This window comes from Sorangium sp. So ce296 (genome assembly GCF_051529605.1).
In the GTDB taxonomy this organism is placed as follows: domain Bacteria; phylum Myxococcota_A; class Polyangia; order Polyangiales; family Polyangiaceae; genus Sorangium; species Sorangium cellulosum_D.
On record NZ_CP150325.1, the window covers coordinates 9,911,892 to 9,925,865 of the forward strand.

Annotated in this window: 11 protein-coding genes and 1 pseudogene; 6 read left to right on the top strand and 6 right to left on the bottom strand. The window is 73.7% G+C overall.

The genetic code is table 11. From position 1 onward, the window contains the following. Positions 1 to 154 precede the first annotated feature (154 nt). The 3 genes from WME98_RS36775 to WME98_RS36785 all read right to left on the bottom strand — a co-directional run bounded on the left by WME98_RS36775 (position 155) and on the right by WME98_RS36785 (position 3,786). The gene (locus WME98_RS36775; protein ID WP_061623127.1) at positions 155 to 1,186 is read right to left on the bottom strand and encodes a diacylglycerol/lipid kinase family protein; all 1,032 of its coding nucleotides are present in this window, start codon (positions 1,184 to 1,186) and stop codon (positions 155 to 157) included. Next, positions 1,187 to 2,374 (bottom strand): hypothetical protein, encoded by a 1,188-nt coding sequence (locus tag WME98_RS36780; protein WP_437946321.1) that lies wholly within the window; start codon positions 2,372 to 2,374, stop codon positions 1,187 to 1,189. It abuts the gene before it with no gap. A gap of 143 nt (positions 2,375 to 2,517) precedes the next feature. Then, entirely contained in the window at positions 2,518 to 3,786 is a 1,269-nt protein-coding gene (locus WME98_RS36785; RefSeq protein WP_437337305.1) for a hypothetical protein, read from the bottom strand. Positions 3,787 to 4,165: 379 nt separating this feature from the next. On the opposite strand from WME98_RS36785, the gene WME98_RS36790 reads away from it, so the two are divergent. Beyond that, the gene (locus tag WME98_RS36790; protein WP_437946322.1) at positions 4,166 to 5,629 is read left to right on the top strand and encodes an MFS transporter; all 1,464 of its coding nucleotides are present in this window, start codon (positions 4,166 to 4,168) and stop codon (positions 5,627 to 5,629) included. Positions 5,630 to 5,745: 116 nt separating this feature from the next. On the opposite strand, the gene WME98_RS36795 is transcribed toward WME98_RS36790, so the two are convergent. Beyond that, positions 5,746 to 6,045: a hypothetical protein gene (locus WME98_RS36795; protein WP_437946324.1), complete on the bottom strand. Its 300-nt coding sequence runs from the start codon at positions 6,043 to 6,045 to the stop codon at positions 5,746 to 5,748. 214 nt (positions 6,046 to 6,259) lie between these two features. Between WME98_RS36795 and WME98_RS36800 the strand changes: the two genes are divergently transcribed. The 5 genes and pseudogenes from WME98_RS36800 to WME98_RS36820 form a co-directional block, all read left to right on the top strand. Further along, entirely contained in the window at positions 6,260 to 6,847 is a 588-nt protein-coding gene (locus WME98_RS36800) for a hypothetical protein (protein WP_437946325.1), read from the top strand. 305 nt (positions 6,848 to 7,152) lie between these two features. After that, positions 7,153 to 8,010 (top strand): hypothetical protein, encoded by an 858-nt coding sequence (locus WME98_RS36805; protein ID WP_437946326.1) that lies wholly within the window; start codon positions 7,153 to 7,155, stop codon positions 8,008 to 8,010. Positions 8,011 to 8,168: 158 nt separating this feature from the next. Beyond that, complete coding sequence (locus tag WME98_RS36810; protein WP_437946327.1) at positions 8,169 to 9,650, top strand: M16 family metallopeptidase; 1,482 nt, start codon at positions 8,169 to 8,171, stop codon at positions 9,648 to 9,650. After that, positions 9,647 to 11,194 carry a M16 family metallopeptidase gene (locus WME98_RS36815; protein WP_437946328.1) on the top strand — a complete coding sequence of 516 codons (1,548 nt, stop codon included), beginning with the start codon at positions 9,647 to 9,649 and terminating at the stop codon, positions 11,192 to 11,194. Before WME98_RS36810 ends, WME98_RS36815 begins: the two co-directional genes overlap by 4 nt. A gap of 46 nt (positions 11,195 to 11,240) precedes the next feature. Then, a pseudogene (locus WME98_RS36820) lies at positions 11,241 to 11,348 on the top strand (hypothetical protein); the annotation flags it as partial. Positions 11,349 to 11,596: 248 nt separating this feature from the next. Here the strand turns inward: WME98_RS36820 and WME98_RS36825 are convergent. Together WME98_RS36825 and WME98_RS36830 are read right to left on the bottom strand one after the other, a co-directional pair. Then, positions 11,597 to 12,229, bottom strand: coding sequence for a hypothetical protein (locus WME98_RS36825; protein ID WP_437946329.1), 633 nt, complete (start codon positions 12,227 to 12,229; stop codon positions 11,597 to 11,599). A 45-nt stretch (positions 12,230 to 12,274) separates the two neighbouring features. Further along, positions 12,275 to 13,813: a DUF6600 domain-containing protein gene (locus WME98_RS36830; RefSeq protein WP_437946331.1), complete on the bottom strand. Its 1,539-nt coding sequence runs from the start codon at positions 13,811 to 13,813 to the stop codon at positions 12,275 to 12,277. Between the last annotated feature and the right edge of the window lie 161 nt (positions 13,814 to 13,974).

Consider the following 13,974-nt stretch of genomic DNA (forward strand, 5'->3'; position numbering starts at 1 on the left):
AGCCCGCAGCGTCGATCCCGTCGAGGGTGCGGGCGCGGAGGTTGAGCGCGGCGACATGGAGCGAGGGTATTCTAACTTTGCCGGTCTCCTACAGCCATGGTCTCGCGCGGCCGTTGCGCGCGCGGCGAGCGCGCGCTCGCCGCAGGGCGCTCGATCAACGCGCGCGGCGCGCGCGCTCGCCGTGGGCGCCGCGGGCGTACACCTCGTGCGATGTGCGCCGACTGGCGACAGGGCGGTGCCCGGTCTTGTGCTCCACGAGGATTTTTACCCGCGGGCCGATGCGCACCGTGAGCGGGCCGACGTGCTCGTGCACGTCCCCATCGCACACGTAGCGGACCACACCGGAGCGCGCCTCGAGCACCGCGCGCTGCGCGATCTTCTCGAAGGTGTGCGCCTCTCCCATCGGCTGCGCCCGCCAGATGTCGCGCAGCTTCCGCACGAAGCCGAGGGCGGAGGTGTGGATGCCCAGCATGTGGAAGCTCTCGGGGCGCTCGTCGTAGCGATGGAACGGGCGGAACCCGAGGCCGATCTGGTCGACGGTGCCGGCGGCGACGGCGAGGTAGTCGCGGTCCGGGAAGGCCGAGCCGTCGTCGAAGTGGACGCGGCCCTCCCAGCGCGCGGCGACCTGGGTGTCGGTCTTGAGGAGCACGGCGGCGCTCGCGCGGGCGAGGACCTTCGCGGCCCAGATCGCGTTCCGCTCCTCGCTGCGGTTGTACTCGGCGATGAACCCGTGGACGCAGCCGGTGCCGAAGATGAAGCCGTAGTGGGCGCCGATGTGCATCACGTGGCGCTCGACCCAGCGCAGCGGGTGCCGGCCGCGGTCGGTGTAGCGGGCGATGAGCCCGGCGAGCAGGCCGTCGGGGCGCCCGCGGGGCACGCCGACGGCGTTGGCCACGGTGTTCATCGTCCCGCCGCGCAGGAACGCGATCGGCGGCAGCGGCTCGTCCTCGTAGACGTCGAGGAAGCCGGTGATGGTGACGTGGTTCGTGCCGTCGCCCCCGGAGATGCCGAGCACGTCGATGGAGAGCTTCCTGAAGTCCTCCGCGATCCGGGCGAGGTCCTCGCGGGTGCGCGCGGTGCGGACGACGCCGTGGTCGCCGAGCGCGCGCGCGAGCCGGACGGCCGCGCGGGGATCGCTCAGGTTCTGGCGCGAGCGGGGGTTGATGATGACGCCGATGCCGCCCATCTAGCGCCGCCCTTGCGGCGTCTTCCACCGCGGCTTGAGGTGGACCCGCATGACGTCCGCCATCAGGCCGAGGTGGGCGCAGTGGTCGGGCTTGTCGTCGCCGGTGTACCCGCGGAGGTGGAAGTCGCCGCGGTCGAAGCGTCGGATCATGTCGAGGCCGAGCACGTCGCGGCGCGAGGAGCCGCGCGGCTTGCCCCGCAGCTGCTGCACGATGAAGCTCGCCGTCTCCGCGGTCGACGCGTAGCCGGGCGGCAGGATGGAGGAGTGGCTCATGAACATGAACGCCTCGCCCGCCGCGGCGCGCCGCGCGAACGCGATGAACGGCTCGATCTGCGCGACCTTGAGCTTGCGCTGGTGCTCGTCGGCGTACCCGGCGTGCAGCGAGTCGAGCAGCACGAGCGCGTCGACCCGCTTGCCGGCGGGCTGGCGCAGGATCTGCTCGATGGCGCCGTAGCCCGCGCTCCAGGCCGAGAGGCCGAGCTTCCGGATGTAGACCTTCTTCTTGCCGGTCTTCTTCGCCACCGCGCGCTCGATGCTGTCGAGCAGGTTCTCGAAGACGTAGGGCGCCGAGAACGCGCTCGAGTACGCGCCCGAGCCGATGCCGAGGTCGATGCCGACGAGGACGGCGCCGTCGGCCGTCTTCACGAACTCCTTCCGGAGCGCCTCGTGGCCGTGGAAGTGGATGATGACGTCGAAGCCGCCGCGCTTCGTGACCCCGCCCTTGTGGGGCATGATCATCTGCCCGATCGAGGGCGCGCGGGACCACCGGTCGTAGACGCCCCAGCCCGGATCGGGCGTCATGCAGGGGTTGATGTCGCCGCGGCGCTTCTTCGAGGGGGTGGCGCGGCTGCTGGTCGCTCCCGGCCGGTCGCGCCGCGCCGGGCTGCGATCGGCGCGCGGGCCGGATTCCGGGGCTGCGCCGCCCCCGCCGGAGGGCGGGGCGCCGGCGCCGTCCTGGGGCGCGCCGTCCTGGGGCGCGCCGTCGTCCTGTGCGGCGCCGTCTTCCTGGGCCGCACCGGCCGGCGGGGCGGCCTGCGCGGCCGGCGGAGGCTCCGGGGGCGCGCCGGCGTTCGCGGCGGCCGGGTCCTGCGCCGCTGCAGGGGGCGCGGCGAGCCACCAGGTGGCGGCGAGCAGCGAGAGAAGCGCCCATCGCCCGGGGGGCCGGCGGGCCTGCAGAGGAGTTTTCATGTCGGGTGGGCCTCCATTCCATGGAACCGCGTGTGGATCGAGCGATCGGTGCAGCGGCGCCGCCGCGGTGCCGTCCGCCGCGACGGCGCGCGGTGTCCGGCGGCGGCGCGGGCGGCGGGCGGGGCGCCCTGCTCGGGCGAGCGTCACCCCGGCGGCGGCTTCCCCTGGGGGAAGGCCGCGCCGGCGTCGGCGGCGGCGAGGATGCGCTCCTCGGCCTGCGAGGCGAGCTTCTCGACCGCCGCGGCGGCGTCGGCGGGCGGCAGCGAGCGGAGGAACTGGATGAACTCCGGCTCGAGGCCGGGTTTCACGCCGCTCAGGACGAGCACGATCGGGATGGCGGGCTTCTCGACCTCGGCGAGCTCGGTGGCGCGGGCGCGCCAGCGGCTCGCCCCGAGGGCGAGGCGGAAGGCCCACTGCCCGCCGAGGCCGATGAGGAGGCCGGCCATGACGCCCGCGACGAAGAGGTCGGCGTCCTTCGGCGCGAGGAGCGCGGCGGAGAGCCCGCCGATGGCCGCGCCGATGACGATGCCGGGCTCGCCGCTGTTGTGCGCGGCGGCGGTCTTCAGGATCTCCGCGGCCTGCATGCCGGGGCGCCCGCTGCGGACGGCGTCGCGCAGCGGCAGCAGCGTCGCGAGGCGGCGCATCGAGGCGGCGCGCACGCCGAGGTAGCTGATGAGCAGGGCGCAGACGGTCAGCCCGACGCCGACGCTCACCGCCACGCGCCGGGAGAAGACGCCCTGGGGGAGCGGCTCGCGGACCATCGCGGTGAGCGCGCGCTCCCGGTCGCGCTCGGCGTTCGCCTTGTAGGCGGCCTCGGCGTCCTTCGTGGCCTGCGCGACCTTGTCGGCGGGGATGTCGGCGAGGAGCGAGAGCAGCTGCTTCGCCGCCTCGAACTGCTCGGCCTCGGCGGTGCCCGGCGGCGTGATCGCGGCCGCCTTGACGATGGCGTCCCAGGCGGGGATCGCGCTCACGCGCGCCCCGAGGAGCGCCTCGGTCGCCTCGCGGCAGCCGGCGAGGGTCTTGACCTGCTTGTAGAGCGGCTGGGCGGACGCCCAGGCGCCCTGCTTGTCCGGCTCCTTGGGCTTCGGCAGCGGCGTGTTGCGCGGCGCGCGCGTCTTCGTGACCGGCGGCGGCGCCGGGGGCTCCTCGCCCGGGGCGGGCATGCGCGCGGATTTCGCGGCCTTCTTGAACAGGTCGATCTCGACGATGAGCTTCTCGCCGGCGAGGGCGCACGCGCGCGCGGGGGCGATGCGGGCCTCGGACTCCTCGGCCTGCCGCCGCGCGGCCGGGTCGGGGACGAGCCTGCCCTCCACGGTCACGAGGCGGAGGACCGCCACGGCGATGCACAGGACGAGGATGGCCGAGGCGATGAAGGTGGCGCGGACCTCCTCGCGCCGGGTGTACTCGTTCACGCTCGCTCCCTCGGAAGTCCCGGAGATGGGCAGGTCGGCGCGACGGCCGTGCGCGCCGGGGCGGCCGCGCGGCCGTCCGGACGCGCGGCGCCACGATCGGCGTGTCGGCCGTCCGGACGCGCGGCGCCACGATCGGCGTCGCGGCCGTTACGGCAGGGGGACACCGAGGGAGCGCGAGCCCGTCGCATGCAGTTCACCGTTAAACCAGATGCCGGACCGATACCACAGCGTCGCTCGCAATGGAGTCCGCTGCTTCCCTCGCGCCGGCGTCGGCGCGGTTCCGCGCGGTCGCGCACGGTTCGGCGCGGTGGTCTGCGCCCCCGAGCGCCCTGGAACTTGCTCCGCCCCGGGGCGCTTCGTGTAAGGGTGCGGAGAAGGCGTGGAGGCTGCCGTCACATCCCACAAGTCCGTCGAGACCGCTGCCCCGGCGCGCGCCGCGCTGTCCGAGCAGGGCGCGGAGGCCGCGAGGCGCGGCGCCCCCGCAGTGACGTCCGGCGTGGCGGCGGCGTCCGGCGTGGCGGTGACGTCCGGCGTGGCGGTGACGTCCGGCGCGGCGGCGGCGTCCGGCGCGGCGGCGGCGTCCGGCGCGGCGGCGGAGCGAGCGGCGAGCCGGGGTCTGTGGATCTCGTCGACCTACTTCGCCGAGGGCTTGCCCTACGCGATCGCGCACAAGGTGGCGGGGGAGTTCTTCACGGCGGCGGGGGCGAGCCTCCAGATCATCGGCCTCGTGTCGCTCTACGGGCTCCCGTGGAACCTCAAGTTCCTCTGGAGCCCGCTGGTCGACCTCCACGGCAGCGCGCGGCGCTGGCTCGTGGGGGCCGAGATCGCGCTCGCGGTGATCCTCCTCGGCCTCGCCGCGACGGCGGAGAGCGGCGCGCTCGGGCTCGTCGCGGCGCTGTTCGGGCTGGTCGCCGTCGCGGCGGCGACGCACGACATCGCGGTCGACGGCTTCTATCTGCAGGCGCTCGACAAGGACGCGCAGGCGGCGTTCTCGGGGCTGCGGGTCGGGGCGTACCGGCTGGCGCTGCTCGCGGGCGCGCTCCTTGTCGCGTTCGCGGGCTGGGCGTCCTTCGGCGCGTCGTTCGCCGTGGCGGCGGCCGCGCTCGCGCTGCTCGCGGGCGCGCATGCGGCGGGGCTGCCGCGCCCGGCGGCGGCGCCCGCGCCCGGCGCCACGGCATCCGGAGCGGCGCCAGGCGCGGCGTCGGCGCCCGGCGTCACGGCATCCGGGGCGGCGGCGCCGGGAGCCGCCGGGCTGCGGCGGTACGTCGAGCCGTTCCGTGTGTTCCTGCGCCAGCCCCGGATCGCGTCGAGCCTCGCGTTCATCCTCTGCTACCGGGCGGGGGACGCGCTCATGTTCGCCATGTCGTCGCCGCTGCTGAAGGACCTCGGCCTCGACACGGCGGCGCGCGGCAACGTGGCCGGCGTCGGCACGATCGCCTCGATCGCCGGCTCGACCCTCGGCGGTGTGCTCATCAAGCGGTGGGGGCTCGCGCGCACGATCTTCCCCATCGCGCTCCTGCAGAGCCTGGCGATCCTGCTCTACGTGGCGCTCGCGTGGCTGCGGCCGACGCTCCCGTGGATCGTCGCGCTCGTCACGCTCGAGCAGCTCGCCGCCGGGATCGGCACGGCGGTGCTCGTGGTGTTCCTGATGCGGCGCTGCGTGGACGGGTACAAGTCGTCGCACTTCGCGATCGGGTCGGCGCTGATGTCGGTCTCGGCGACGTTCGCCGGCAGCGTGAGCGGCTACCTCGCCGCCAGCGTGGGGTTCACGGTGTTCTTCGTGATCGCCTTCGCCGCGTCGATCCCGGGGGTCGTCCTGTCGCGCTGGGTGCCGCGGGAGTAGCTGCTGGTCTCGACCGCCCAGACGGGGGTGCCGCACGTCGTCGGCCGCGCATCGAGCACCGGTCGTTCGGGAGGGAAGCCCACCTGCTCAGCGCCGCCGGCCGCGGAGGCCCGCGCTCACTCCGCGTCGGGGCCGAGCAACCAGGCCAGCAGGGCCTCGGTGTCCAGCTCGAACACGGCGGCAGCCGCCTGGGAATCGCCGAGCGTGCTCGCCCTGTTGGCCACGGCGGCCTGCTCCGCGGCGTTCAGCTCGCGGCGCAGCCGGCGCGCGAGCACGCCCCGCAGCATCTCCTCGATACCCTGTCTGCGGCCCTTCTCGACGCCCTGCTCCATGCCCTTCTCGATACCCTGCTCGAACACCTCCCGCAGGGTTTCGCTCGCCAGGATCGACTGCTGATCCAGCTCCTGTACTCGCATCCCGATCTCCTTGTGCCAAGTGTGCCCCCCAGGGGGCCAGCTCCGCCAGCACCTGCATCACGGCATACAGCTCCGCGCGCTGCTCGTCGCGAGGCTCGCGGCGGCGGATCTCCTGGACCACCTGCCGGATGGAGCCCTCCGTTGCGTCCACGGCCAGAGGCGTGAAGACGAGCCAGAACACGCCCGGTCGCGCCATCAGCTCGGCCACCTTGCGTTGGTAGACAGCCTCGATGCGGAAGCTCTGTCCGCAGAAGCGCTCGCTCTCGGGCCAGTTCGTGCGGAACTGCCCCTCCAGCGGCCACGGAGCCGCGCGCCCGCTGAGGAGGACGGCCACGCTCTCCACCGGGGGAATGGCGCCGTCGCCCCGGCCCGGGTCGACCGCGGCCCGGAGCGAGAGCACGAGCAGGACCGCGTACTCGAACATGCGCAGAGCGAGGTCATTGCCCGGCGCGACGATGAACTCCAGCTGCACCAGGCGTCGCTCACCGCCGCCGCGGAGCTCGAGGACCCGGTCGATCCTGCGCTCCAGCGCGGTCAACTGCGTCTCGACCCACGAGACCGAGTCGACCGCGAATGCGAGCGTCAGACCCCGAGCGAGCTCGTCGCCGCAGCGCAGCGCGATGTGCCGCAAGGCGATGTCGTACTGACCCATTCCACCGATCTCCACGTGGGCGCACGCAGCGAGAGAGGCCGCTGCGCCCGGCTGCCCCAGCGCTCCACCTCGACCCTCGACCGGCCCTGTGCCGCCCGAGGTGCTCTCGTTGTGGATTCCGGGCAGGAGGCGCGGATGATTTGGAAATGAGACGAGAGGCCACGAGCGAGGCCGCCGCGCCCTGCGTGACCATCAGGACACGCCACCCGGCCACCAGGACACGCCACCCGGCCACCAGGACACGCCACCCGGCCATCAGGACACGCCACCCCGCCATCAGGACACGCTACCCGGCCATCAGGACATCCCACCGCCACCTCTCCCCTCCGGCACCCTCCCACGCGCGTCCAGATCGTGCGTCGACTCTGGACACCCCTTCGAGCGAGCTCATCTTTGCCGCTCCGCGCCGCGCCCGCAGGGCCGCGAACCGCAGGAGGAGGGGTCGAGGAATCGTCATGGCAAAGAAGGGGAAGGATTACGATCGCTGGGTCAAGGCCGCCGCCGAGCAGGCGCGGACCGACAACCCGCTGAGCCTGCCGTACGACGTCGCCGTGCGCGAGGCGGTCGCCGCCGCGGCGTTCGTGAAGAAGTATTGGGAGCCCGACGGCGAGCGCCCGGGCCTCAAGCGCGTCAAGAGCCGACTGCCCGCTTCGAGCAGCGAGGAACTGCTCTCCATCGTCCACGCCGTGCAGGAGGCGCAGACGCGGCTGCTCCTCATCATCGACCCCGCAGTGACCGACCTCGGAGAGCGCGCCCGGTTCTTGGTCGATGAGCTCGAGTCGGCGCTCGAGTTCCTGCTCGACGATGACGTCGACGAGCCCGCCGACGCGCAGCTCGCGCGCCTCAAGGAGTTCCACGCGCAGGATGGCCAGCGCTCCAGCGCCCTCTCCCAGGCGCTCCGCGATTACGCGGGGCTCGCGGAGTCGCTCGAGGACCGCCTGGTCGAGGCCGACGAGGAGTTCGACGTCCGCCTCATCGCCGAGGCCCGGAAGCTCGCGGAAGACCTGCAACGGCGAACGCTGGAGGCGATCCCCGAACGCGCCACCTCGGCCGCCGCGACCACGATCCGCAATCAGCTCCTGCACCTCATGCTCGAGCGCGTCGGCGCCATCCGGAAGACGGCGGCGCACGTCTTCCGTCGCCATCCGGAGATCGTCCGCGAGGTCACGAGCGCCTACGAGCGGCGCCGCCGCGCTGCATCGCGGCGGGAGAAGGCCCGCAAGGCCGCGGGGAGCAAGCCGATCGACCACCGGCCCGGGGCCGTACCTCCGCCCGCAGCGCCCGCGAGCCCGGCCGGCGCTCCGCCTTCGTGAGCCCGGCTGTCCCGCGCCCGCGCCGCGCTTTCCTTCCGCTTCCGCCGTGCGTCCGTTTTCCGTGACAACTTGACAACGGCACCCTCGCCGGCCGCATCTCGCCCTCGGTGCTCCCGGCCGCTTGCGTCCCGCCTGGGACCGGCGCAACCCTCGGGCCCATGCAGACCCGCGCGCGTCACCCGCCGCTCCCGCGCTCCACGGGGCCGATCCTGGCCGCCGTGGCCGCCGCCTTCTCTGTCTCCGGGCCGAAGGCCGCCCCGGCCGCGCCGCCCGAGGCCGCCGCTCCGAAGCCCGCGCCGGGAGCGCCGACCGCCGCCTCCCCCTCGCCCAAGCTCGACGTCCCCTTCACCAAGTACGCCCTCGAGAACGGCCTCACCGTGATCCTGCACGAGGATCACGCGCTGCCGATGGTCGCCCTGAACCTCATGGTCAAGGTCGGCTCGCGGTTCGAGGAGCCAGGGCGCACCGGCTTCGCGCACCTGTTCGAGCACCTCATGTTCATGGGCACGCGCCGCGTCCCCACGAAGCAGTTCGACGCGTGGATGGAAGCCGAAGGCGGCTGGAACAACGCGTGGACCAGCGAGGACCGCACCGACTACCACGAGGTCGCGCCGGCCCACGCGCTGCCGCTCCTGCTCTGGCTCGAGGCCGACCGTTTCGCGTCGCTCGCCGACAGCATGGACATCGCGAAGCTCAACACGCAGCGCGACGTCGTGAGGAACGAGCGCCGCCAGACCAGCGAGAACGAGCCCTACGGCAAGGTCGAGCTCCTCCTGCCCTCGCTGATGTACCCGAAAGGGCACCCCTACCATCACCCGGTGATCGGCTCGCACGAGGACCTCCAGGCCGCGACGGTCGACGACGTGACCGCGTTCTTCCGGCGGTGGTACGTGCCGAACAACGTCTCCCTGGTCGTGGCGGGCGACTTCGATCCGCAGAAGGCGCGCGACACCATCGCGCGGTACTTCGGCGGCATCCCGGGGCGGCCGGTCCCCGCGGTGACCGCGCCGCCGCCGGTGAAGCTGAGCGGCGTCGTGCGCCAGACGATCGAGGACAACGTGAACCTCCCCAAGGTGGTCATGGCCTGGCACAGCCCCGCGCGCTTCGCGCCGGGCGACGCCGAGCTCGATCTGCTCGCCACGGCGCTCGAGCAGGGCAAGGCGAGCCGCCTGTACAAGGCCCTCGTCTACGACAAGGCGCTCGCCCAGGAGGTGAGCGCCCTGCAGAGCTCCGGCGATCTCGGCTCGACGTTCACCGTCGAGGCGATCGCGCGGCCGGGCGTGCCGCTCGAGAAGCTCGAGGCCGCCATCGACGCCGAGCTCGCCCGCGTGCGCGACGAGAGCCTGAGCCGCGAGGAGCTCGACCGGGCCAAGAACCAGTACGAGACCGCCTTCGTGACGGCGCTCGAGTCGGTCGCCGGCCGGGCCTCGATGCTCAACCGGTACGAGACGTGGACGGGCCAGCCCGGGTTCGTGGAGCAGGATCTGAAGCGCTACCGCGACGCGACCGCGGCGTCGCTGCAGGCCGTCGCGAAGAGCACGCTGGACCCGAACGCGCGGGTGATCCTGCGGGTCGTGCCGAAGGGCAGCGACGAGGCGAAGAAGGGCAGCGACGAGACGAAGAAGGCGGTGACGAAATGAGAGCGAGGAACGCAGGCGCCCTGATCGCGCTGGTCGCCGCGGCCGTCGGCTGCGAGCCGAAGGCGCCGGCGCAGTCCCCGGCACGGGCGGAGGCGCCGCAGAAGGCGCCCCCGGCCGCGGCCGCCCAGCCCGCGGACCCGCTCGGGCCCAAGCCGGAGCTGCCCAAGCCGCAGCCGTTCACGCCGCCCGCGCCCGTGGTGCTCGACGGGCCGAACGGCATCAAGGTGTGGCTCCTCGAGCGCCACACGCTGCCGATCGTGGCGGTGTCCGTCGCCGTCGCGTCGGGGTCGGCGGACGATCCGAAGGGCGCCGCGGGCCTCGCCCACATCACGGCCGACATGCTCGACGAGGGCGCGGGGCAGCGCAGCGCGGTGGAGCTGTCCAGCGCGATCAACGATCTCGGCGCGACGGTCTCGGTCGGGGCGCGCGCCGACGGCAGCGTCGCGACGCTCTCCGTGCTGAAGAAGAACTTCGACAAGGCGTTCTCGCTCCTCGCCGACGTCGTCGCGCGCCCGCGCTTCGAGGCGAAGGAGTGGAAGCGCGTCAGCGAGCTCTGGCAGAACGACCTCCGCAAGCGCGGCGACGACCCGACGCGGGTCTCGGCGCTGGTCTCGACCGCCGCGCTCTACGGGCCGGGCACGCCGTACGGGCACCCCGTCGAGGGCCTGCTCGCGGACGCCAAGTCGATCGGGCTCCCGGCCGTCAAGGCGTTCTACAAGGCGGCGTGGCGCCCCGATCGCGCGGTGATCTCCGTGGTCGGCGACATCACCCGGGACGAGGTGATGCAGGCGATCGCGCGCGACCTCGGGGCCTGGTCCGGCAAGGGCGCGCCGGCGGGCGCCGCGCCGGCCGACAAGGGCGCGCCGGCCGCGCACGCCGCGGCCCCGGCCTGGAAGCCGCCGCGCCTCGTGCTCGTCGACCGCCCGGGGGCGCCGCAGTCGGTGATCGCGGTCGTGCGGGAGGGGGTCGCCGCGAGCGATCCGCGGCGGCCGCTGCTGCAGCTGGTCAACACCGCGCTCGGCGGCTCGTTCACGTCGCGCCTGAACCAGAACCTGCGCGAGGATCACGGCTGGTCTTACGGGGCCGCGTCGGCGTTCAGCGAGACGAAGCGGCCGGGCGCCTTCGTCGCGCGGGCGTCCGTGGTCGCCGAGGCGACCGGACCCGCCCTGAAGGAGATGCTCGCCGAGCTTGCCAAGATGGCGGACTCCGGGCTGACCCGGGACGAGCTGGCGAAGGTGCAGGCGCAGGACCGGGCGGACCTCGTCTCCGCCTACGAGACGGTGAACCGCACCGCGCTGCGCCTCGGCACGCTGGCGAGGCTCTCGTTGCCGGAGACGTTCGACGGCGCCGCGAGCCAGGCGCGGCAGCAGGCGACGCTCGCCGGCCTCGCGGAGCTGGCGAGGGCGGTGGATCCGAAGGGGGCGACCCTCGTGATCGTGGGCCCGCGGCAGGAGATCTTGCCGCAGCTCCAGGCGATCGGCCTCGGCGAGCCGGAGGCGTGGGACGTCGAGGGGCATCCGATCCAGCCGAAGAAGACGCCCTGACCGGCCCGCGTCCCTGCTGCCCGTGCTCCTCCCGCCGCGCGGTGAGTCGTCTCTCGTCCCCGTCTTCCGTCTTCCGTCTCCCGTCTCCCGTCTCCCGTCTTCCGTCTTCCGTCTCCCGTCTCCCGTCTCCCGTCTTCCGTCTTCCGTCTTCCGTGCGCGTCCATCGTGCGCGTGCGCGTGCGCGATTCCCCGGAGTCAGCGCGCACGCGCACGCGCACGGGGACGAGAGACGGAGACGAGAGACGGGGACGAGAGATGGGGACGAGAGACGGGGACGAGAGACGGAGACGAGAGACGGGGACGAGAGACGAGACGAGACGAGACGAGATGACGAACCACGGAAGACGCCTGCACTGAACCCGAACGAAGGCCGCTCCAGGCGCGAGGTCGGCCCCCGCGCCCTCAGGGCGAGGTCGGCTCGAAATCGATCGGGTTCGTCGGCGCGCCCTCATGCAGGACGCCGTCGCCGAACCAGTACACGTAGCGAGGCTCCTGAACGCCGTCGAGGTACGCCTCCAGCCGGACGATGGCGCCCTCGGTCGTGGTGAACGTCATCGCGTCGATGTCCGAGCCGGTCTCGGCGTGGAGGTACGCGATGCCGTCGTCGGCGAGGCGCGTCGCGTCCGACTTCTCGAGGTCGGTGCCCACGATGTCGAACAGCTCGGACGACGTGTCCACCGAGGCGTAGAGGTCGAAGCTGCAGACGACCTTGGAGCTGTTCGTGTCGCAGGTCGTCCAGAGCCGCCACGTCCCGCCGGCCGCGTACTCGACGAAGATGCCGACCCCCTCGCCCGGCTCGCTGCTCAGGGCGGCGTCCGTGTCGATGGCGACGAGCATCGGCTCGTCCGCGGGCGGCGGAGGCTCGTTGTGGTCGTCGTCGTCCTCCCAGCCGTCCCCATCGTCGTGCTGGTGGCCCCCGTGGTGGCCGTCCTCGTCGACGATGATGCAGCCGGACGAAGCGAGGGGCGCGGCGACGAGAAGGAACGACCACAGTCCCAGTGAACGAAGCTTCACGAAGTCAGCGGAAAACGTCATCGCATCTGCTCCTGCCCGTGGACGTCGCAAGACGTGGACCAATCGCTATCTCGACCGCGGACGGGCCGGCGGCGTCGGCGCCGCCCTCCCCGGAGCCGGGCCCGACGGGATGTGGATCCTGGGGCGCGGGGCCGGCGCGCTCGGGAGGGCGCGCGGCCTCGCGACCGGCGCGCTCAGCTGCGGTGCCGGCGCCGGCGCCGACCGCTGCGGGACGGCGCGCGGGGCGGACGGCGAGGCGTCGACGCGGGGCGCGGGCGGCGCGGTGACGACGCGCGGTGAGGGGGCAACGCGCGGCGAGGGGGCGATGCGTGGCGTGGTGTCGACGCGCGGCGCCGGGAGCGCCCGCGGCGGCGGGGCCGGCGCAGCCGACGGGGGCGCGACGGTCGCCCTCGAGGCGCGGTGCGGCGCGTCCGCGCCAGAGAAGCCCCGCCCCGGAAGGCCGGGCCTAGCGACGGAGGCCGGCGCGTCGTCGTGCGACCTCGGCGTGCGCAGCGACGGCGCCGCCCGCCGAGCGCCCGCCGGCGCCGGGGGCGCCGAGATGCGACGCGACGACGGGGGCGCGAGCCGCGCGCTCGGTGTCGTGCTCTTGCGCGCATACGCGAGGGCGCGGGGATCCGCCTTGCCGCGGACCTTCGGCGCTGCCGACGAGGGGACGCGGGCCTCGGCGAGCGAGGGTGATGCGGGGCGGTAGCTGCCAGGACGGATGCCGTGGGACGGGCTGGAGTGCCCCGCCCCCCGCCTGCCGTCCGGGCGGACGTCGTCGCGCCCGGTCCGGCTCACGGTCGGCCGCGCCGGCCTGTAGGGGTGCGAATGCGCGGCGATGCGCCGGACGACCTCGCGATCCCGGATGACGTGCCGGTGGACGTGGTGGTGGAACACGTAGGTCGTCGGGCAGAAGACGTACGCCGCCGGGGGCACCGTCCACAGCGACACCGCGACGCCGCTGCTCCAGGTATAGGTGGGCGGCATCGGGGCCCAGCCGATGTAGCCGTCGTCGCCGACGCGCCAGACCACCCACGCCGGGGCGTAGGCGCGCCCCGGGATCCAGGCCCAGCCGTGGACGGGGAGCCAGACCCAGCGGCCGTAGTGGAAGGGGATGTGACCCCACTCGTAATCGCTGACCCACAGCCACTCGCCGTCGTCGGTCAGCTCCCAGCGGCCCGCGGTCTGGTAGGGCGCGAAGCCCGGGCCGACCACGACCGCGGAAGGCACCCAGACCCGGCCGTAGCTCGCGTCGTCGATCCAGGTGCCGTACGGGGCGAGCGGCTCCTGGAACTCGACCAGGGCGCTCGGGTCGGTGTCCTCGTAGTCGTCCACCGCGATCTCGGCGCTCACGCCGACCTCGGCCTGGACCGGCCGGGTCTCGGCGGGCCGTGAAGCCGCGGTCTCACCGGCGGCGGAAGGCTCGTCGGTCGTGTAGCCCTGCGGCAGGCCCTGGGCGGCGGCGCTCGATGGCGCGGCGACGAGCGCGGCGAGCAGCGGCAGCGCGCCCGCGAGCCGGCGGAACCGGGCCCTGGTGATGCCCGACGCCGCAGGCGCAGGGCGCTGAGGGGGAGCGGACGGGGGGAGAGGCATCGGGTGCATGATGGGTCCTTCTCGAGGGGGATGCCAGGAAGAGGTCGGGCTGGCCTCGGGCGTCCTCGGGTCTCTTCAGACGTCCTCGCGCGCCGGATCAGTCACCGCGCGTTCACCGCGCTTTGCAAGCTCCGTTCCGGAGCTCGCCCGGAGCTCGGGGCGCCGCTCCG